The 19,839-nt window shown below is 52.3% G+C and carries 16 protein-coding genes and 1 tRNA gene; 9 read left to right on the forward strand and 8 right to left on the reverse strand.

The features are described from left to right. The 8 genes from JW953_03695 to JW953_03730 all read left to right on the forward strand — a co-directional run. A partial coding sequence (locus tag JW953_03695; protein MBN1991781.1) for a response regulator occupies positions 1–1,176 on the forward strand: 1,176 nt, incomplete at its 5' end. Positions 1,177–1,317: 141 nt separating this feature from the next. Beyond that, positions 1,318–1,887 (forward strand): carbohydrate binding domain-containing protein, encoded by a 570-nt coding sequence (locus JW953_03700; protein MBN1991782.1) that lies wholly within the window; start codon positions 1,318–1,320, stop codon positions 1,885–1,887. A gap of 65 nt (positions 1,888–1,952) precedes the next feature. Then, the gene (locus JW953_03705) at positions 1,953–2,354 is read left to right on the forward strand and encodes a hypothetical protein (GenBank protein MBN1991783.1); all 402 of its coding nucleotides are present in this window, start codon (positions 1,953–1,955) and stop codon (positions 2,352–2,354) included. Between the two features lie 220 nt (positions 2,355–2,574). Beyond that, positions 2,575–3,804 carry an acyltransferase family protein gene (locus tag JW953_03710; GenBank protein ID MBN1991784.1) on the forward strand — a complete coding sequence of 410 codons (1,230 nt, stop codon included), beginning with the start codon at positions 2,575–2,577 and terminating at the stop codon, positions 3,802–3,804. A gap of 585 nt (positions 3,805–4,389) precedes the next feature. Further along, positions 4,390–6,777 carry an endopeptidase La gene (lon, locus tag JW953_03715; protein ID MBN1991785.1) on the forward strand — a complete coding sequence of 796 codons (2,388 nt, stop codon included), beginning with the start codon at positions 4,390–4,392 and terminating at the stop codon, positions 6,775–6,777. A 476-nt stretch (positions 6,778–7,253) separates the two neighbouring features. Continuing rightward, the gene (locus JW953_03720) at positions 7,254–8,603 is read left to right on the forward strand and encodes a hypothetical protein (GenBank protein ID MBN1991786.1); all 1,350 of its coding nucleotides are present in this window, start codon (positions 7,254–7,256) and stop codon (positions 8,601–8,603) included. A 176-nt stretch (positions 8,604–8,779) separates the two neighbouring features. Continuing rightward, positions 8,780–9,214, forward strand: a complete 435-nt coding sequence (locus JW953_03725) for a zinc ribbon domain-containing protein (protein ID MBN1991787.1) — start codon at positions 8,780–8,782, stop codon at positions 9,212–9,214. A gap of 92 nt (positions 9,215–9,306) precedes the next feature. After that, positions 9,307–10,497, forward strand: a complete 1,191-nt coding sequence (locus JW953_03730) for a transcriptional regulator (protein MBN1991788.1) — start codon at positions 9,307–9,309, stop codon at positions 10,495–10,497. A 5-nt stretch (positions 10,498–10,502) separates the two neighbouring features. On the opposite strand, the gene JW953_03735 is transcribed toward JW953_03730, so the two are convergent. From JW953_03735 to JW953_03760, 6 genes are all read right to left on the reverse strand, one after another. Further along, positions 10,503–10,575: transfer RNA gene (locus tag JW953_03735), tRNA-Glu, on the reverse strand. A gap of 90 nt (positions 10,576–10,665) precedes the next feature. Continuing rightward, a complete protein-coding gene (locus JW953_03740) occupies positions 10,666–11,772 on the reverse strand; it encodes a response regulator (protein ID MBN1991789.1) in 1,107 nt (368 codons plus the stop codon). Positions 11,773–11,782: 10 nt separating this feature from the next. Continuing rightward, on the reverse strand, positions 11,783–12,307 hold the full coding sequence (locus JW953_03745; GenBank protein ID MBN1991790.1) for a hypothetical protein: 525 nt from the start codon (positions 12,305–12,307) through the stop codon (positions 11,783–11,785). A gap of 51 nt (positions 12,308–12,358) precedes the next feature. Further along, positions 12,359–12,583 carry a YgiT-type zinc finger protein gene (locus JW953_03750; protein ID MBN1991791.1) on the reverse strand — a complete coding sequence of 75 codons (225 nt, stop codon included), beginning with the start codon at positions 12,581–12,583 and terminating at the stop codon, positions 12,359–12,361. A 92-nt stretch (positions 12,584–12,675) separates the two neighbouring features. Next, the gene (gene lepB / locus JW953_03755; protein ID MBN1991792.1) at positions 12,676–13,644 is read right to left on the reverse strand and encodes a signal peptidase I; all 969 of its coding nucleotides are present in this window, start codon (positions 13,642–13,644) and stop codon (positions 12,676–12,678) included. Between the two features lie 221 nt (positions 13,645–13,865). Next, the gene (locus JW953_03760; GenBank protein MBN1991793.1) at positions 13,866–15,518 is read right to left on the reverse strand and encodes an ATP-binding protein; all 1,653 of its coding nucleotides are present in this window, start codon (positions 15,516–15,518) and stop codon (positions 13,866–13,868) included. 101 nt (positions 15,519–15,619) lie between these two features. Between JW953_03760 and JW953_03765 the strand changes: the two genes are divergently transcribed. Then, entirely contained in the window at positions 15,620–16,456 is an 837-nt protein-coding gene (locus JW953_03765; GenBank protein MBN1991794.1) for a mechanosensitive ion channel, read from the forward strand. A gap of 36 nt (positions 16,457–16,492) precedes the next feature. Here JW953_03765 and JW953_03770 read toward each other — a convergent pair whose 3' ends face one another. Then, a complete protein-coding gene (locus JW953_03770; GenBank protein ID MBN1991795.1) occupies positions 16,493–17,254 on the reverse strand; it encodes a hypothetical protein in 762 nt (253 codons plus the stop codon). A gap of 132 nt (positions 17,255–17,386) precedes the next feature. Further along, positions 17,387–19,837, reverse strand: coding sequence for a PAS domain S-box protein (locus JW953_03775; GenBank protein MBN1991796.1), 2,451 nt, complete (start codon positions 19,835–19,837; stop codon positions 17,387–17,389). Positions 19,838–19,839 lie beyond the last annotated feature (2 nt).

Raw genomic sequence — 19,839 nt, forward strand, 5'->3', positions numbered from 1 at the left:
CGCGACATCACCCGCGAACTACAACTGGAAGAACAGTATCTCCAGGCGCAAAAGATGCAAGCCGTTGGTCAATTGACCGCCGGTATCGCCCACGACTTTAACAATTTGTTGACGGCCATCAACGGTTTTGCCGAGTTGGCCCAATCCAGGAGGGAGCCTAACCAGGCTTACCAGGACATGTTGGACAAGATTCTACGCTCAGGCCGGCGCGCCGCCGATCTGGTGAAGCAACTGATGGCTTTCTCCCGCAAACAAGTTTTAGAATCTCAAGTTGTGAATCTTAATGCGGTTGTGACCGATATAGAAAAGATGTTGCAGCGCATCATTGGCGAGCACATCACCTTGAAGACGGCGCCTGCGCCCGATTTAGGGTTGGTCAAAGTGGACCCCGCCCAATTTCAACAGGTCATCGTCAATTTGGCCGTCAATGCCCGCGATGCCATGCCGGATGGCGGTTGCCTGACCATTGAAACGGCCAACGTGACCTTGGACGAAAACTATACGGCTGAACATCTGGAGATGCAGCCGGGCGAATACGTGTTGCTGACGGTCAGCGACAACGGCTTTGGCATGAGCGCGGCGGTTAAGGCGCGCATCTTTGAGCCATTTTTTACAACCAAAGAGCCGGGTCAGGGCACCGGCTTGGGGTTAGCTACAGTTTTTGGCATTGTCAAACAGAGCGGCGGTTATATTTGGGTTTACAGCGAAGAGGGCCTTGGCGCCACCTTCAAGATTTACCTGCCGCGCATCCACCAAGCAGCCGGCCATGTGTCTTTTTCTGAATCTACTCAAGATTTGCCGGTTGGAACAGAGACGGTTTTGGTGGTTGAAGATGATGCCGGGGTGCGCGAGTTTATTACCCGCAGCCTGAATCAGCAAGGTTATGCCATGTTAGAGGCGGCCGATGGCCGCGAAGCGATGCGCCTGGTTCAAAACCACCGGGGAGCGATTCATCTTTTGTTGACCGACGTGATTATGCCCGGCGCCAACGGCAAAACCCTGGCCGCCGAACTGGGGCAAATCTGCCCCGGCCTGAAGATACTGTTTATGTCCGGTTATACCAACGCTGCCCTTGCCCAGCATGGCGTGTTAGAGCCAGGGATCGCCTTTTTGCCCAAGCCTTTTACAACCTTGGGCTTGGCCCGCAAGGTGCGCGAGGTGCTGGATGTGGCTTAACTCAACTAAGGTAGTTTGGCCCCCTCCCCGGCCGGTGATGCTCCACCGGCTTTTTTGTTTGGGCTAATTCTCCAAAACCTAACTTTTGATAGGTGACTCTTTGCCAGTCTGAATGATATACTCAATTCAGGAGGTAAAGTGATGCATAAAATACAATTGAAGCGCCTTTTGCTTCTGGCCTTGTTTTTTGTATTCCCGGCTTGTACGCTTCAGAGTAATGAGCTATCCAAACCAAATAGCGCCGCAGGACTTAACGGCAGTTTTGAAACCACTGACTCCGGCTACCCCATTAATTGGGCCTTTGGCCCAAATCCGGAATCTGGTGACATTTTCCAGGTTTCTGTTGACCCAACCAAAGCCCAGGCCGGGAATCAGTCGCTTAAGCTTACTACCAATCAGGGCGATAGAACGGTAGGCTGCCGCAGCCGCGAAATTCCTATCCAACCGGGAAAGACATACAAGCTTTCTTTTTCTATGCAGAACGCTGGATGTACCCTAAAGGTCAATCGTATCATCCAGGATGCATCAGGAAAAACCAATTTACGTTCAAAGATTATTGCGCACACGTCTACCCCCACCAGTGATTGGAAAACATTTGCCGAAACATTGGTAGCGTCCGCCGGTGAGGCCCAGGTGATTTTGATTTTTTTGGTTGATGGGCCGGGCACAATCTGGCTTGATGAGGTTAAAGTTGAAGAAGTTTTAGATTAGAACCAGGCCAATCCAGCTTCGTTGAGGGTTGAATTGGCTTAAGCTGGCAATACAAGGAGGTGATTATGGTAGGGTTATCTATTCTTATGTTCGTAACCAGTGTCATCCTGGCGATGGTGGTTTTCCGCCAAAACCCTGATCAAGGGGTGGTTTCTAACAGGCGGGCCAAATGGTTCCTGGGTGGGGGTCTTATCTTAATGGGGGCTTATGGCGTTTTCTGGCTAATATTTGGCATTGGCGAAATGCTCTCGGGAGATTTGAGTGGGGTGATACACTTTATACCGGTGCTGATGATCGTCATCCTGATGCTGCTGGCGATCATGCGCCCCCTTGAGGCAGGAATAGTGCTGGTTGGCCTCGGCATCTTTGCCTCAATTTTCACCAATGTTTTGATTGGCGGTATCCCCTTTCTGGTATTTGGTTTGCTCTTTCTCGCCGGCGCGGCCGTGGCTCATCTTGGCCGATAATAAAGATTAATAATTTTCTTCGGTAGTGTTACTCCAAAGGCTCCAGACCCTAAAGGTCTCAGAGACCTTTAGGGTCTTCAATTTTACCGAACCATTTTGTAAAACTACATTAAAACCTGTCGGGTCTCTTTGGATCACTCACAACTTGACCAGGATTTGTGCGTATTAAGTAATGCCAGATACATTCAAACCAATACAAATAAATTAGGAGAAGGTTATTATGCCAACGCACGAATCAGTAACTTCAAACCCTCAATCAAACAAACCCGCAAGACGCCACGACATTGATTGGCTGCGGGTGCTGGCGGTATTGCTGCTCATCATCTTTCATACCGCCCGTATCTTTGATATTTGGGAACCTTTTTATGCCAAAAATAGCCAAACCAGTGTTAGCCTGACCTACCTCTTCATCAGCAGCATCTTTGTTTGGCACATGCCGCTGTTTTTTTTGCTGGCCGGCGCCTCAACCTGGTTTGCCTTGCAATTTCGGAGCGGCCAACAGTATGCGTTAGAACGTTTTAAGCGGCTGTTGTTGCCTTTTATTTTTGGGCTGTTGGCGCTGGCGCCGCCGCAAGCCTATGTTGGGGCGCTCACCTATGGTTATTTTGAGGGATCATTTTTTGAATATTACCCCCTGTTTTTCCAAATTGGTCCTACCGGCGACTTGACCGGCTATATGGGCGGCTTTACCCCCGGCCACTTGTGGTTCATTCTCTTTTTGTTTGTTTTAGCCCTGGCCGGGTTGCCCCTTTTTCTCTGGCTCAAACAAGAAAGTGGCCGGCGCCAAATCAACCGGCTGGCCAATTTCTTCGCCCACCCCGGAATGATCTATTTGCCGGCGCTGCCCCTGGTGGTAACCCTGGCCTTACCCGACCTTGGCGGCAAGAACCCCTTCTACTATTTTGTCTTTTTTACCTATGGTTATGTCCTGATGGCGGATGCACGCTTTAAGCAGATAGTGGCCCGGCACAAGGGCCTGGCCCTGCTCTTGGGGCCGGTGGCCCTGGTGGCCGTGCTGATGGCCGAGATTTTGCTGGGGCCTAGCACCGGCTGGCTCAACCTAGCGGCCAATATCTATTTTCCCACTATGGGCAGTTGGTGCTGCCTGATTGCGCTGCTGGGTTATGGTCAAAAATATCTAAACTTTACCAACCGATTTTTGCAATATGCCGGCGAAGGAGCTTATGCCTTTTACATTCTGCACCAAACGGTCATCATTGTTATTGGGTATTACGTAACGCAGTGGGACCTTGGCGTATGGCCCAAATTTTTGATCATCGTCGTAGCCGCCCTGCTGGCCACTACCCTTGTTTATGATCTCCTGGTCAGGCGCGCCAACATGACCCGCTTCCTGTTTGGCATGAAACCCCGGCCCAAGGGGTCTATAAGGCCGGCCATAGGCCACCCTGCGCCGGCAAATCTGGGGGACATCGCTTCGCCAAAGTTGTAGAAATTAGGAGACGTGAAAAGGCGCGCTACCGGCGCAGAAAGCGCTATCTAAATGAGGTTCCCGATAAAACCGGACTGTTGAAGTTATCGGGCGCCTGATAATCGAATATGGCGGGTTCCCGGTATATCAAAGTTAGCGATTCCCGGCTTGGGCAGAAAGCTTCCCCTGTGAACCAAGGCTCTGCCTTCACCCAATCAAGGAGATTCCTTTTCACCCAAAAGAGCCTGGTCTACGGACCAGGCTCTTTTTAATTATGTCTAACAATACCCTGCGCCGGGAAAAAGTTTTGGGTTAGGGGGCGACATTCTTGAATAGTAGACTCGGTAGATCCAAAATGTTGTTTGGAGTGGGTATTTTAATGCCTAAAAAAACGCACTAAAGTGCGGACTACCAGCCCAAATTTGGATCTACTAAGACTCGATAGATCCAAATTTATCGTAGGACGGCATCCCTATGCCGTCTACCAAAAATTGGGCCGGTAGTACGCGCTTTTGCTACCCTGCGCCTTCACTAATTGGGCAAATTTTTCTTTTGTGGTACTATATCTTTGATAAATTATTTCTTTGGCGGAGCATCTTGACCTTGATGGATCTCTTTGAACAAGAATCTCTACCCTCAATAGCTGCTGACGAAGTAGATTTACCCCTGTTGCCGGTGCGCGACACGGTGGTTTTTCCCCGCATGTTGACGCCTCTTTTTGTGGGGCGCGATCGCTCGATGCTGGCCCTGGAGGCGGCGCTGGCCGAAGGCAGCGAAATGATTGTGGTGGCCCAGCGTAACATTGATGTGGAAGAGCCGGTTATTGACGACCTCTACACGGTGGGCACTGACGTGGTGGTGGGCCGCATGTTAAAAATACCCGACGGCAGCATGAATATCCTGGTTCAGGGCCAACAACGGGTAAAAATTATTGAATTTACGCAACAAGACCCCTTTTTTAGAGTTCGGGTGCAGCGCCTGGATGAAGAAGCAGAAAAAACCCTTTCTTCCGAAGCCCTGATGCGGGCTGTTTTGGCCCTCTTTGAAAAATGCGTGCAACTGAATCGTAACATTCCCGACGATGCCTATATTGCGGCCATGAACATAGATGAACCGGGCTGGCTGGCCGATATGGTCTCCTCGGTGATGGACTTTAAGGTGGAACAGCGCCAGCAAATTTTAGATTCGGCCGATCCCACGGCCCGGCTCCAGCACTTGAGCATTATGCTGGCCCAAGAATTGGACGTGTTAGAACTGGAGTCGCATATCCAGGACCAGGTGCAGCAAGAAGTGGACAAAGGCCAACGCGAGCACTTTTTACGGGAGCAGATCCGGGTCATTCAAAATGAGTTGGGCGAACTGGATTTTCAAACCGCCGAGATCAATGAACTGCGCCAGAAATTGGCCGGTATCGAATTGCCGGAACAGGTCAAGACCAAGGTAGAAAAAGAACTCAACCGCCTGGCCGCCATGCCTCCGGCGGCCCCTGAAGTGGGGATCATTCGCACTTACCTGGATTGGCTCATTGAAGTGCCCTGGTTCAAAACCACAGAAGACAGCCAGGACATTAACCACGTGGCCAAAGTATTAAACGATCATCATTACGGCATCCCCAAAGTGAAAGAGCGGATCCTGGAACACATTGCCGTTAAGCAGCGGGCCGGCGACAGGATGCGCACGCCTATTTTGTGTTTTGTCGGCCCGCCCGGCACGGGCAAAACCTCCCTGGGGCGTTCGATTGCCGAGGCCCTGGGGCGTGAATTTGTCCGGTTTAGCCTGGGCGGCATTCACGACGAGGCCGAAATCAGGGGCCACCGCCGCACTTACATTGGCGCTTTGCCCGGCCGCCTCATCCAATACATGCGCCGGGCGGGCACAATCAACCCCGTTTTTATGTTGGATGAAATTGACAAACTGGGCGCTGACTTTCGGGGCGACCCCGGCGCCGCCCTGCTGGAAGCCCTGGACCCCGAACACAACAACAACTTTACCGACCATTACCTGGAACTGCCCTACGACCTTTCTAAAGTTTTTTTTATCACTACCGCCAATATCTTAGACCCCATTCCCCCGGCCCTGCGCGACCGGACAGAGGTGATTGAATTTTCGGGCTATATTGAAGAGGAAAAACTGCAAATTGCCCGCCAATTTCTCATCCCCCGCCAAATTGAGGAGCATGGCCTGGGCGACGTGGCCCTGAAAATAACCGACAGCGCGGTACAGGGCATTATCCGTGAATACACCTACGAGGCCGGCGTGCGCAACCTGGAGCGAGACATTGGGCAGATTTGTCGCAAGCTGACCCGCCGGTTGGCCGAACAAAAAACAAACCCCAAAACCATTACCCGGCAATCATTAGCCAAATATTTGGGGCCGCCCCGTTTTACCGAACAACTGGCCGAAAAAGACGACGAAGTGGGCGTGGCCACCGGCATTGCCTACACCGAAGCCGGGGGCGATATTATGCCGGTGGAAGTCACCCTCATGCCGGGCAAAGGCCAATTAACCCTAACCGGCCAATTAGGTGAGATAATGCAAGAATCGGCCCAGGCCGCGCTTTCTTTTGCCCGCGCCCACGCCAAAGAATACGACATCAAACCCTCCTTTTTTGAGAGTTACGATATTCACCTGCACGTGCCCGAAGGCGCTATTCCCAAAGATGGCCCCAGCGCCGGCGTGACCATGGCCACGGCCCTTGTTTCGGCGCTCTCCAACGCCAAAGTGCGCCACGATGTGGCCATGACGGGCGAGATTACGCTGCGGGGAAATATCTTGCCCATCGGCGGCCTCAAAGAAAAGATTTTGGCGGCGCATCGGGCGGGCATTACCACCGTCATTGCTCCCTCTCGCAATAAAAAGGATTTGGTTGACGTGCCCAAAAAAGTGCAGCGCGAGTTGAACATTATTTTTGCCGACAAGCTGGAAGAAGTGTTAAAAACCTCGCTGATTGCCCCCCCCAAGAAAAAACGAAGCAAGAGTGCGGCCGCGTCCTAAATTTTATTCGGCTGTCAGCCGCTATTCATCAAAAAGTGACTGGCATCCTCTAATTACGCACATCCTAAGAGCGTGTTTCTTAAATCGAATTTGACCGCAAAATCACCTCAAAATGTCACTCTGAGCGACCATCGGGAGCGAAGAGTCTCCAATCCGCAGGCGGAGATTCTTCGGCTTCGCCTCAGAATGACATTTAAGAAACAGGCTCTAAAATCAATAGACTCCGGCCCGGGTTATCACAATCCGGGCCGATTTTTTGTTATGAGCCTGGTTTGACATAATCCAAATCTTTAACAAACGTTTGCACTTTATGTCTACATAGTGTAGAATTTAAGAAAAAGCGTATTGTTACCCCAAGCCCTTGTTGCCACTGTAAACCGATGTTTTTGGCAGCAACAAATTGCCCGTTTCTGGCAAAAAGTTTATGGCGTTGTCGCTGATATTAAAATGGAAATGGGCTTGTCAGGAGGTCTATTTTGGCTCTTGATCTCAGAATATGGTTTTTATTTTTTCTGGCCATAACCGCTTTTCTCTTCATTTTGCGCCGCGGCCCATTTTTGAGCCTGAACGATTTGCTGCAAATTGTGGTGGATTTCTTTTTGGTTTTGGCTATGGCCGGGACCGCCCTCACCTTTGGTTTCTTGCTAACCAGGCAGGATCCCCTGCCTTTGCTGCGCAATACAGCCTACCAATTGAGTCTACAACAGCTTGTTTCTTTTGAGCATATTGTGCCTGAACACCTTGAAAAGAGTTTAGCCACCAATAACATTTTGCGGCTGGATACGGATGGGGACAACTATAAAGAGTGGATTGTTTTTTATCAATTTGACCTGCAAAACTCGTCAAATCCCGTCCAGGCAATGGTTTACGACAATGACCGGGGCAACCCGCCCGTTATCTTCCCTTATGCCTTACGCCCTCCCCATCGAGATTACCTGGGTGAAGGCGAAGTTTCACTTGAATTGGAAAATGCCACCATAGATCAAAATGGGCCTGACCAGGAAGACCTGCAAGAAATTTTGGTCCGGGGGTCAAATGAGTTGGGCATTTTCCGCTTCAGGCAAAATTCTGAACAATGGGACTTTCCGCGCGACGCCCCCCCCCGCTATCAACCGATTGGCTTCTTCCGGGGCAGCGGCGGGGTGAGCTTTGATAAAAACACCAAAAATGTCACCGTGCTCGACCGGGCCGGTTTTGAACGCAGTCAATTGGTCAATCGTTTGGTTTATGCCGTCAACAAGGCTACCAATACTTATTGGGATCAGTTTTACGATCCGGCGGAGTTAGACCGAAAACTGGCCGCGCCGCTCATCTCTACCATAGACTTTCTGGGCGACCCGCCTCAAAATATACACGATTCCACGTTTCCAGAAAAAATTGTCCTGGCTTTTTATGCTTCTACTTGCGGTAGCAAAGCCGATGGGCTTTGCCGTAATTACAACACCGGCTGGAATCCCGACGATTTTTTAGACCCCAACGGTGACGCCTTTGCCGAATTGAAAAACGGAAACCCCGGCGACTTTGGCTTGCCCAGTTTTAACCACACATCAGATATTTTGGTAAAATACCTTCAATACTTTCCCCAATTGGAAACCGACCCGGATTTGCGAGAGACAGGTGGCGGACGGGACGTTGTCACCGGCGAAGAAGCAGGCAGAAATGTTGTAGACATAACGTTTGCCGTCAAAGATCGAAATGGTGTTTCTCAAGAAGAAACTCGTCGTTATCACATGACTTCGGTTAACGGCCAGTGGAAAATTCATAGGCGGTTAGAACTTGACGAGATGCCGGAATTGGGCCAACCCACCCAAATCCTTAACCGTTGAAATGTCCTGGCTAATATCCATCCCTATAGAACCGGGGTCAAGTCCCATGTCTCCCCCCTCAGTTTGATAAAGTCGGCATATTTTGGTACAATCGGTTTGAGTGGACATGCGGAAATCAGTTGGCCTTGTTCGTTTTCCGATTTTTGGTAAGCTAAAAAAGGAAAGGTATCAAAATCATGAATTGTCCAACGTGTGGCGCTGCCAATGAACCCGAGGCCCGTTTTTGCGCCGAGTGCGGGGCGCCTCTTGAAAGTCAAACTGACCGGCCGGTGGAAGATGATGATCGCACTATTCTATCCACCGTCAGCCAAATCTCTGAAGAGGCAAAAACAGTGGCCGTTACTCAAGAAGATATAGCCGAATTAGAGGCTGACCTGGAGCAAGCCGGGGAATATAAGTCAGAACCGCCCTCTCCGCCACCCGCTTCACCGGCAGGAGGAGGCGGCAGCAGTAATACCCAACGCTACATTATTATCGCCGTAGTGGTGCTTTTGGTATTGTGCTGTTGTTGCTGCTTGTTGTCCGGTATTTTCGGTTATATGTCCAATCCAGACATAATAGACGAGTTTAGCTTTATGCGTATGTTCCACCCGATGTTGGCTTTTATTTAAAATGGTTGAGTTACCTGATAAAGGCCGTCCGGTGGGGACGGCCTTTTTTATTTGTAAGTTTGATCTTAAGTTATCTATTTGGGGAGGATACCATGCATAAAATTAATTGCCTGATCAAAGACCCACCTTCTGGCCTGGCTTTTAACCCAACAAGTATTTACCCTACGGTAGACTTTTTGCCCACCTCGCCGGAAACCAAAACAAACGCCGGCGGCGACCAGCACGCTTCCAGACCCGGCGCGGCCAAAAACGCCACCCGCTCGACCCGTTACTTGCACTACCTGGCGCAAAGGCATCAGCAGGCCAGTTTTGAACGTCAACCGGCGTTGGCGGCCCAAATTGATGATTTCGATTGGCAAAACGTCAAAAAATATGTAGCCGATAATGCAGCCAGACTAAACACAGATTCGGTGGAGGAAGCATTATTTAAGCGGGGCTGTTTGCTTAAAGACGAGCAAGGCCGCCCGTACCCTACCAATGCGGGTCTGCTGCTTTTTGGCCGCGACCCCGCCCATCTTTTTCCCTCCGCCGAAATCATTGCCGTGTGTTATCAAGGTTGCCAGGCCGACGACCCCCTTGCCCGCGAGGATATTCGCGGGCCGCTGCCCACCCAGATCCGGCAGGCCGAGGCGTTTGTATTGAAATATCTGACGCCCAATTTCCATTTGCAAAACCTGGAGTGGACGGAGCAGCCGGGCCTCCCCCTCGACGTGGTCCGCGAAGTGATGATCAATGCTGTGGCGCATCGCGCCTACGATATCAGGGGCGACAGCGCCCGGCTCAGCATTTTTGCCGACCGGCTGGAGTGTTATAGCCCTGGCCGTTTGCCTGGCCAGGTAACGGTGGACAACCTGCTTGTTGAACGGTTCAGCCGCAATGAAACGATGGCGCAGGTTCTTGCGGAGATGGGCTTTATGGAACGATTAGGAGCCGGCCTTGACCGGGTAGTGCGCCGGATGGCCGAGGAAGGATTGCCCGGGCCAAGATTTGAGGAAACGGCGGCGGGCTTTAAAGTTACCCTCTTCAGCCAGCCTGCGGCGGTGCTGGCCGGCCAGCCGGATGTCCCTTCTCTGCACAAATGGCTGGCGCAAGGGTTATCCGCGCGACAGATCAAATTGATGAATTTTGTTTGGGAAAAGGGGCGGCTGGCCCACAGCGACTACGGCCAATTGTGCCCCGATGTGGCCGGAGAAACTTTACAGCGCGACCTGGCCCACCTGGTGCAGCGGGATTTATTGCTGCGGGTAGGGGACAACGGCGGAACCTACTACATTTTAAAATAAAAAAATGCCCTCGACGGGATTTGAACCCGTGTCGCAGCCTTGAAAGGGCTGTGTCCTAGGCCCCTAGACGACGAGGGCAAATAACGCCATCCGGCAGGCGGATACTATACCATTGTTGATGATTTCGGTCAAACTGAAGGTTGACTATTATGGGTGGTTGGCCCTCTTTCAGCTTAGAAGCGTATTTGCCAGCCCTATGATGGCCGTTGCCCCGGCGCAGTTGGGGCTATTGAGCACCAGCGGCTTGCCGCTATTGATGGCTCTAATCATTTCAGGTTCATAAGGGATGCTGGCTGCCACCGGTCGTTTAATAGCCTTTTGAATGGTTTCCAGGGGTAGCGCCCCCTGGGCCATAATCTGATTGACCACCAGGGCAATTTTATCTTCAGTAACGCCCAGCCGGGCCAGGCTTTGCAGGGCAATGGCTGTGGATTGCAAGGAGGGCATATCGGGGGAGAGGACCAGACCTATCTTGTCAAATAATTGCAAGGCAGCGGCAAAGTCTGGTTCTAAAAAACAGGGAATGTCTAAAACTACAAAAGGAAAACCGGACTTCAAAAGAGACACCAGTTGCTCTAACCGATGATCGGCTAACGACAACTCATGCCCATAAACATGGGATGAAGCCAGCAAATGCAGCCCGGCCGGATGCGGCATTAGATGGGGTTTGATGGCGTCGGGGGTGAGCGTGTTTGAGGCGTTGGTCAGGGCCTGGGCCAGGCTGCCGGTTGGGCGCAGGCCCAACATCAGGGCGGCGTGCCCGCCCAAGCGGGCCAAATCTACCAGAGATGTTGGCTTTTTCTGGGATTGAGCCAGAACCACGGCTAAATTAACGGCCAGGCTGGTTACCCCGGCGCCGCCGCGCAGGCTAAACAGCCCCACCACGCCCCGGGCGGCCACAGGCTTTTGGCTGGTTGAAATAAGTTCATTGATGCGTTTAATCAAATGATCAGGGGAAGTGGTTTTGGGCAAATAATCCGTGGCCCCGGCCTCCAACGCGGTTTGTTTGTCAACCGGCTGGAAGCGGGCCGAAAAAACAATGATGGGCGTTTCCTGGAGAACGGGATTGGCCCGGGCCTGCTTGCAGAATTCGTAGCCGGTCATATTGGGCATCATCACGTCGGCCACAATCAGGTCGGGTTTTTGGGCCTCGGCCTGGGCCAATCCTTGCAGGCCATCGGTGCTGGTGATGATATTGTGCCCGGCCCGTTTGATGGTAAATTCCAGCAGGCGCAAGATGCTCTGGTCGTCGTCTATTACTAAAATAGTGGCCATGGCTTCTTTCTTATTTTTTGTCGCCGATACACAGCATTTCCACTCTGGGTTTATTGACCAGTATAGCCGGCCCCTCAAAGGTAACGTCGGGGAAGTGGGCGTTACGGGCCGTGCCCTTCAAAATGGGTAAAAATCTTTGGGTGTCGGTGGCCATAATCTTTTTAACTTCAAGGTCGCCCAGCCATTGAAATTGGCCTTGTATTTCAAAGGAGGGGACGGTGATAAAAATGGGTAGCGTGACCCGGTTGGGCGTGTAAAACCGGTCTTTGGAGATACTCTCGCTTAAACTGGACAGAAGAATGAAGTTGATCTCTTGTTTAACCAGCGAGCCTCGGGGATAAGTAGCCACAATATTGCCGGGGCTATTAATCCGAGAAACATAAACGTCAACCAGGTCCAGATAGTCTGTGGTTCGATCAGCCAAAATATCAACCAGGCGCCGTTTGTAAACCAGAACGCTGGCCGAAAGACGATAGCTGCCGGTAAAAAAATCGGCTGTAACCCGACCCGTGGAAAGCGGACGAATATTGCTCATAAAACATTCCTGAATTTGGGGGTTGTCTTTATGCCGTATTTCCGGCTGTTTTTAAGTATTACTGCTAGAGATGGTTCTGGCCGGAGGCGGCGGATAAGACCAGAGCAATTGCTGCAAACTTTCTACCGCGTCGTGGTCGTAAATGCGGTCACCGCATACATCGCACACGACAGCCGGCATACGGTTGGCAATGAGCAGGGTATCATCGTGCCATTGCAGGTAAACCATAATCCGTCGCTGTAAACGACCAACATGACAGGATGGGCAGATGTTCATGATGCTTACGCCTCTTTAGCAATTTTTACGCCGACGCTACCCCCCAATCAGTAGCGCCCGCAGCAATCATTTTTGCAGTACCGGTCAGAGCCTCATTCACTCCCCGCATTCGCGTCGGGAATCAGTTTGCCAAAAAAGTGCTTGAGCGTCGCCTGTTCAGTGGGCGCATCATACGGAATAACGCCCCACTCGTGGGGCGGCCAATAAGATATCCAGGCCCGCCCCACAATATTTTCAATGGGTAAAGGCCCCCAGTTGTGCGAGTCGTTAGAATTATTACGATTATCGCCCAAAACATACACGTGGCCTTCAGGGACCACCTGCGGCGCCAACTGATAGGCCGGCGTTTTTGGCTGGAAAGGTTCCGGCAACTCCTGGCCATTAATGTATATCTTGCCGCCTGTGATTTCGATGGTTTCACCCGGCAGGCCAACAATGCGTTTGACGTAATCTTCGCCGGGATGGCTGGGCGGCTCAAACACCACCACGTCGCCGTGGCGGGGACCGCTCCAGCCCAAGGTTTCTCTGAGCAATTTACTGTAGGTCAACTTATCAATAATCAGGTATTGGCCGTCGTGCAGGTTATCAACCATGCTGGTGCCCACCACGCGAAAGTTGCGGATAACGGTTTGGATTAAAAAGAAAATGATCAGGGTGAGAATGATGGTTTCGCCCACCTCACGCAGCACTGCCCACGCTGTTTGCCAGCCGGAGGGGGATTCTGGTTCGGGCGCTTCATCTTGAAGGGGGGGCAAACTATAATCCGACCAGTCTGGCTCTGCCGGCGAGATTTGGTAGATATGTTTGGGGGGTGGGGGAAGCGCCAGCCTTTCGTTATTCAAGATAGCCGCTAACTCCGGCAAGGTATTGACCAGGGCTTTAAGGGGGGCCTCGTTTTCCGTTTTGGTGGGATCAAAAGCAGGGAGAGGCGTTTCTTCCGGCCCAAACGGGTAATCATCAGCAGGGTCAGGGTTGGCCTGCCTATCCAGAAAATCAGCATTATCAAAATCTGATTCTGAAGAAGGATTGGGCTTTTGAGGATTGTTCAATGAAAATGACATATTTTTAGACTGCGGACATAAAAAGTAGTTTTTTGCCTTGCCCCTCGCACCAGAATTTTAATTGGGCTAATTGGAATTATAGCCAACATAAGGTTAGGAGGCAAGATAGGGAGATAAAGCATCTAATCAGCGGTTGCCGATCTTTATTAAGGAATTGTACTCTAGCAGGCAGTGAGCGTCAATTCACGCCGGCGTTTGCCGGCTTGAATAGTGACAAATTTTTAATCAATCCCTGTCTCCGGCTCGCCGCGCAGCAGGTTGACCCGTTCCTCCCGGTTGTGGCGCAAATTAGTAGAACCCACCGCAGCATAAAAACTGGCGTCGTAGGTGCGGGTGTGGATAACAACAGGCATGGGTACGGCATGGCCCAAAATGAGGGCCTGCTGCCTGGTGTCCAAACGAGCCAACACCTCCCGTAACGCCCCCGCGCCGGAAACGCCGGTAAATACGGCATTAATATCCCGTTCGTTATCCAGCAGCGCGGTAACGCGAGTGCCAACTTGGCTCATTACCTCGTCGTCAATGCCGGAGGGGCGCTGGTCAACAATCAACAAAGTCACGTTATATTTGCGCAGTTCGCGCGCAATCACGCCAAAAATCGTTTGGCGGGCAATTTGGGGGTCCAGGAATTTATGCGCCTCTTCGATGACAATGAGCAGTTGGGGCGGTTCCTGGGCGGCTTCACCCAGGGCGCGTTCCATCCGTTCCACATACATCTGGTGGATGCGGCGCGTCAAATAATTGGCTACCAAAATGTAAGCTTCCAGCGAGTTGCCGTATCGGCCAAACTCCAGCACCACGCTGATGCCCTTTTCCAGGTATTCAATAATCCGCTGGGCCGAGTCGCCTTTCCAACTGTCGCGCAAAAAGTCAAAGCGGGTCAGCCGCTCCAGACGGCGGTTGAGCGCGTCCAGGCTGGAACGGTTGATGGTGGTGCTTTCCACCAACATGTCAATTTCATCTTTTTCGGCGCCGAGCAGTTGTTTGATCCAACCTCGTCCCCAGGCCCGGCGCAGGGTATAGGCGGCGCCAATCATCTGGTCGCTCAGGTCAAGGGTGGTGCGCAGCATTTCCAAATCTTCAGGCTGGATGTCGGACCAGTCCAGGACCACGGTAAAATCAGGCCGCACCCGCCGCCGCCGGCTAGATTCTTCGTCCAGGGTAAAAATGGCCACCTGCTGCTCAAAAAGTTGTTTCAGCCCTTTAACTTTGGTGCGACCCTCGCTTTGCACTTCCCAGCCGTAATCGTTGTGCATGTCAAAAATAAGGCTAACGGCCACCCGGCGCTGGATCACGCCGGCCAGCAGCATGCGCGTCAAAAAGCTTTTGCCCGTGCCGCTTTTGCCAAAAACGCCCACGCTCCGCTCCACCATCCGGTGGAGGTCCAGATTGATGTGGACATCCTCCATATCCAGCGGCTGGCCCACGTGAAAGTGCTGCTCATCTTCCCGGCCAAAAACCATATTAACATCCTCCTCGGCGGCCACGCGCACGGCGGCAAAGTGGCCGGGAATGGTTTTGACCGGGCGGGGTTCGCCGGCGCTTTTATCCAGCACCAGCATGGGGGCAACGTGCAGGCGGCCAAACACGCTGTTGCCGGTATACACGGTCCGCAAAAATGGGTCGCTGACATCGGGCGGGATTTTTTCAATTTGGGGATTAATATTGTCCAGGGCCACGTCGGTGATCATGCCAAAAAATTTCAATTGAGACCCCTGGATGGTAACGTAACGCCCTACGGCAATCTCTTCCACCGGCGCGTCGGGATTGAGTTTTACCTCCAGCCCCTGGCTCAATGAGCCGCTGATGACCACGCCCAATTCGCGGGTGGGGCGAGGGAAAAATTCATCGAGTTCGTTCATGTTATCGGCCATGTTGATTTTCCTTACTGATCCTGTTTGGATTTGCTTATTAGACCAGTTTTTATACCATTAGAGTATTGGACACATTTGTTATTTTTAGAGGAGATATGGTTATGGATTACAATTTTTTCAACGCGCCCATCCAAAAACTGCTTGAAGAAGTGCTTATTTTTATTCCCAAACTCGTCGTGGCCATTGTTATTTTTTTGGTGATGCTCTACGTGGCCAACCTGGCCGCCAAAGCGGTTAAAAACGCAACCCAAAAACGCCGGTTTGACGCCGAACTGTCCATGCTATTTTGCCGTTTGACCCGCTGGTCGCTCATTATTCTGGGCACTATCTGGGCCTTGCAGCAGGTTAGTTTTAATGTGACCGGCTTTGTGGCCGGCTTGGGCATTGCCGGCTTTACCATTGGCTTTGCCCTCAAAGACATTGCCGAAAATTTTGTGGCCGGTATCCTGCTCTTGCTGCAACAACCCTTTGACATTGGCGAATCAATTGAAGTGGCCGGTTACAGCGGCACCGTTACGGATATTCAGATTCGGGCCACCACCATCCATACCTGGGATGGTCTGCTGGTGTTAGTGCCCAATGCCAGTGTTTACACCAGCGCCATCACCAACTACTCAAAAGTAGACAAACGCCGCATTGGCCTGGACATCGGCGTAGGTTACGAAACCGACCTACAAAAAGCCCACGATACCATGCTCAAGGTTGTATCCGATCTGCCCGGTGTTATCAAAGACGATCCAGAGCCAACCGTTATCTTTAAAGAATTTGCCGACAGCGCTATCAATGCTTCCCTCTATTTTTGGGTTGACCTGCACCAAGCCGATTATTTTCCCACCCTGGATGCAGCTGTCAAAGCGATCAAAGTGGCTTTTGAAAAGGAAGGCATTAATATTCCCTATCCTATTCGTACGGTTTATGTAAATCAAGTAGCAAGGTAGCAGAGTAGCCAAGTAACAAATTTTATTACCTGCCTGCTACTCTGCTATCGCCCACACCTTCAAATTATCAAACGTTATGTGCGCGCCCGGCTCTTCGTAAGTGCCAACCACCAGGCCAATATCTCCCTGGCTAAAATCCGCATCTATGGCCGCGTCAACCAGTTCATCATTAATGTACAGGGCAAAGTGGGAACCAATTGCCTCCACCCGCAGAGTGTTGCGCTGCCGGCCCTGGTTGATGAGGTCGCTTTCTTGCCAGGGAATAATGTCAAGCAGTTCATCATCAACCAGCTTGGTGAAGGTGTAAAAACCATCGCCGCTAATTTCAAAACTATAGAAATTGGCATCGTCCTGATAGCGCAGGATAACGCCATAGTCGTTATTGTCGGGACCGGCCAGTTGGGTGGTCTCTACTTCCAGCACAAAATCCTGGTACGTCTCTCCGGCTACAGACCAGTAATTATAGTCCGTTGCCTCCACAACAATAAAATATTGGCCGTTAGCGTACCCCTTCCGATGTTCATTATCGTGGTGAACCGGCCACTGCTCAACACTAAAATCATCCTCCCGTAGCAGCCGTCCCTGCCGGGCCGGGCGTTCCGGGGGTTGGTAGGGGGCTGGCGCTTCGGCTGGCGCTTCGGCTGGCGCTTCGGTTAGCGCCAATTCTGGTTGGTCGAAAAAAGATGGGTCAATTGTGTTGCTCAAACCCATCCCCAAGCCCAGGCCGCCGGCAAAAACAAGGCAAACACAAAAAAGAATTAGAGCTGATACCAGAATAATGGTTTTGTTTTGTTGCATGGATCATTTTTCAAATGAAAGATTGATGAGACTTTTAGAAATCTGCAGATTTTGGGCGCACTTTGATAAAGGGGGGCACATCCAACCCGTTCCGCCTCATCATCCCCGGCCAACGAGAAGGCCAATGGTTTATTACGCTGCCTTAAATTGGATCAGGGTAACGGCCCCCTCCTCGTTATGAAGCGACAACTCTCCCCGCAACCCGCCCTGGACAATGGTTTGGATCAAATACAGGCCTACGTTATGACGCTCCAATTGCAAAACGTCCGCCGGGTAGCCTGGCCCATTGTCGCGGAATTTGAACCTGATCACGTTTTCATCTTCACCTATACGCACGCTGATTTTGGCCTTTTCCTGCTCGCGCAGGGCATATTTTATGGAATTGGTAGCCAGTTCATTAATAATCAGGGCCAGGTGATTGGCCTGGGCCGGCGACACCTCGATGGGTGAGGAAGACACGTCTACCGATACAGTTTGCACCGGCGAGAGCGCGTGCACGGCCGCGTGGATGATTTGGGTGGCCAAATCACTCAACGGCAGGGGGCGCCACTCGGCGGCAGACAAAAGTTCATGCACGGTGGCCAGACCCTGCACCCGATTGACCAGGGCATTAATAATCTCCTCGTAGGGGCGCGTTTCCTGGGCATGGCGTCGTTCGGCGTAGAGCAGGCCGATGATGGCGGTAAGATTATTCTTGACCCGGTGGTTGACTTCGTGGAAGAGGGCTAACTTGGTTTCCGCATCTTGACGCGCCTGCTCGTACCACTGGGCGTTCTGAATGGCAATGGCCGCCGTGGCCGCCAGCGATTCCAGCAGGGTCTCGTGGGTTTCGTCAAAACGATGCGGGCGCTCGTCCACCACCTGCATCACGCCAAGCACCTTTTGTTTAACCAGCAGCGGCACGGTAAGAATGGAGCGCAAGTGCAGCCCGGTTTTTTGGTCAACGCCTTTAAAGTGACGGACCTCGGCCAGCACATCCGGCACATTCAGGCTCTCTTTATGCTCAACCACCCAACCGCCAAGGCCCTGCCCCGGCGCCAGCCGCCAGCCTCGCACAAGCTGGCCCTGCGGTTCGGTGACCTGGCGGCACACCAATTCGTTTGTCTCCGGGTCAATCAACCACACCGAGCAAGCTAAAACGTTGAGCAAACGCTGCACCTCTCCCAACACGTTAGCCAGCACCTCGTCCAAATTGAGCGAAGAACTGAGCGCCCGGCTGGCCTGGTTGAGCATGGCCAGTTCGCGGTTGCGTTGGCGAAGAATTTCTTCGCTCTCCTTGCGCTCGCTCACGTCACGCGAGATACCAAACAAAACGTCTTGCCCACTCCATTTACCTTGCGTAACCTTGGTTTCAACCGGAATCTGGGTGCCATCCCTGGCCAGTAAGGGGATGGCACAAACGGTAGCCTTTCCGGCCAACATATCCGCAATAACGACGGCGGCTTCGCGCTGCTCCGCCGGATGTACAGTGAGTATGCTGGCCCCCACCAATTCTTCGGCCGAGTATCCCAATCGAGCCTGGAAGGCCGGATTGACCCGCACAATCCGGCCCTCGGCGTCAAGAATAATCAAAAAATCATCCAGGGCGTCAAAAAAAGCCTGCAAATTTGCCTGACTCTCCCGCAGCGCGGCTTCAGCCTGCATGTGGGCAATCGCCCCGCCAACTTGAATAGCCACAGTCTCCAGCACCTCTCGCGCCCTGCCGGGAATCTCGTCGTGCGTGTGCGAGGCCAGGTTGAGCGCAGCCATAACCTGCCCCTCATACCGGATGGGGATGACGGCCATAGCGCGCAAGCCTTCACCCTGCCGGACTTCATCCGTGATAGGGACAATTTCAGCATAGGAGCGGTAGACAGGCTTGCCGGCCATAATCAAGCGCGTTTGGGGCGAGTTAGCCTTGTAATGAGAAACCCGCTCCACAAATTGAGGCGGCAAACCTTTATGATAGATCAGGTCCAGCTCCCCCGTATGCCTATTAACCAGATACACCCCGCCGCAATCAAGGCCCTCTATATTGAAGGTGGCCTCCAGTAATCGGCGCAAAGCCTCTGCCAACTCGTTGGTTGAACTTAAGGCCAGGGCCAGGTCTCGCTGAAGTTGCAGCGCCTGCTCTGCGTGGGCCCGTTCGGTAACGTCTTCAATGGTAAAAACCACCCGCTCTACCTGATCTGACTCATCAAGTAGCGGCGCGCCGTTGACGGAAAGCAAAACCCGCCGTCCATCAGGCCACTCAATGGCGTGCCGCACGTTGGACACCGGTTGGCCGGTGGCCATCACCCGGCGGAAGGGTAGTTTTTCGTCGGGGAAGGGCCGACCTTGATAATCGGTAATGCGCCACTCTGGCGCATTGTAAGCGCGGTCGGTAATTTCAGTCTTGGTCAAGCCCAATACCTTTTCGGCCTGAACATTAGCAAATATAATTTGCCCGGCCCGGTTGACGATAGTAATGCCGGCCGGGCTGGTCTCCATAATCCAGGCCAATAAACTGTGCTCGCGGCGCAGCGCCTGCTCTGTTTGCTTGCGGGCGGCCAAACCGTTTTGAAAAAATCGTTTTATCCCGGCGGGCCAAGGCCAGAACTTCATCA

The organism is Anaerolineae bacterium (assembly GCA_016931895.1).
GTDB lineage: Bacteria > Chloroflexota > Anaerolineae > 4572-78 > J111 > JAFGNV01.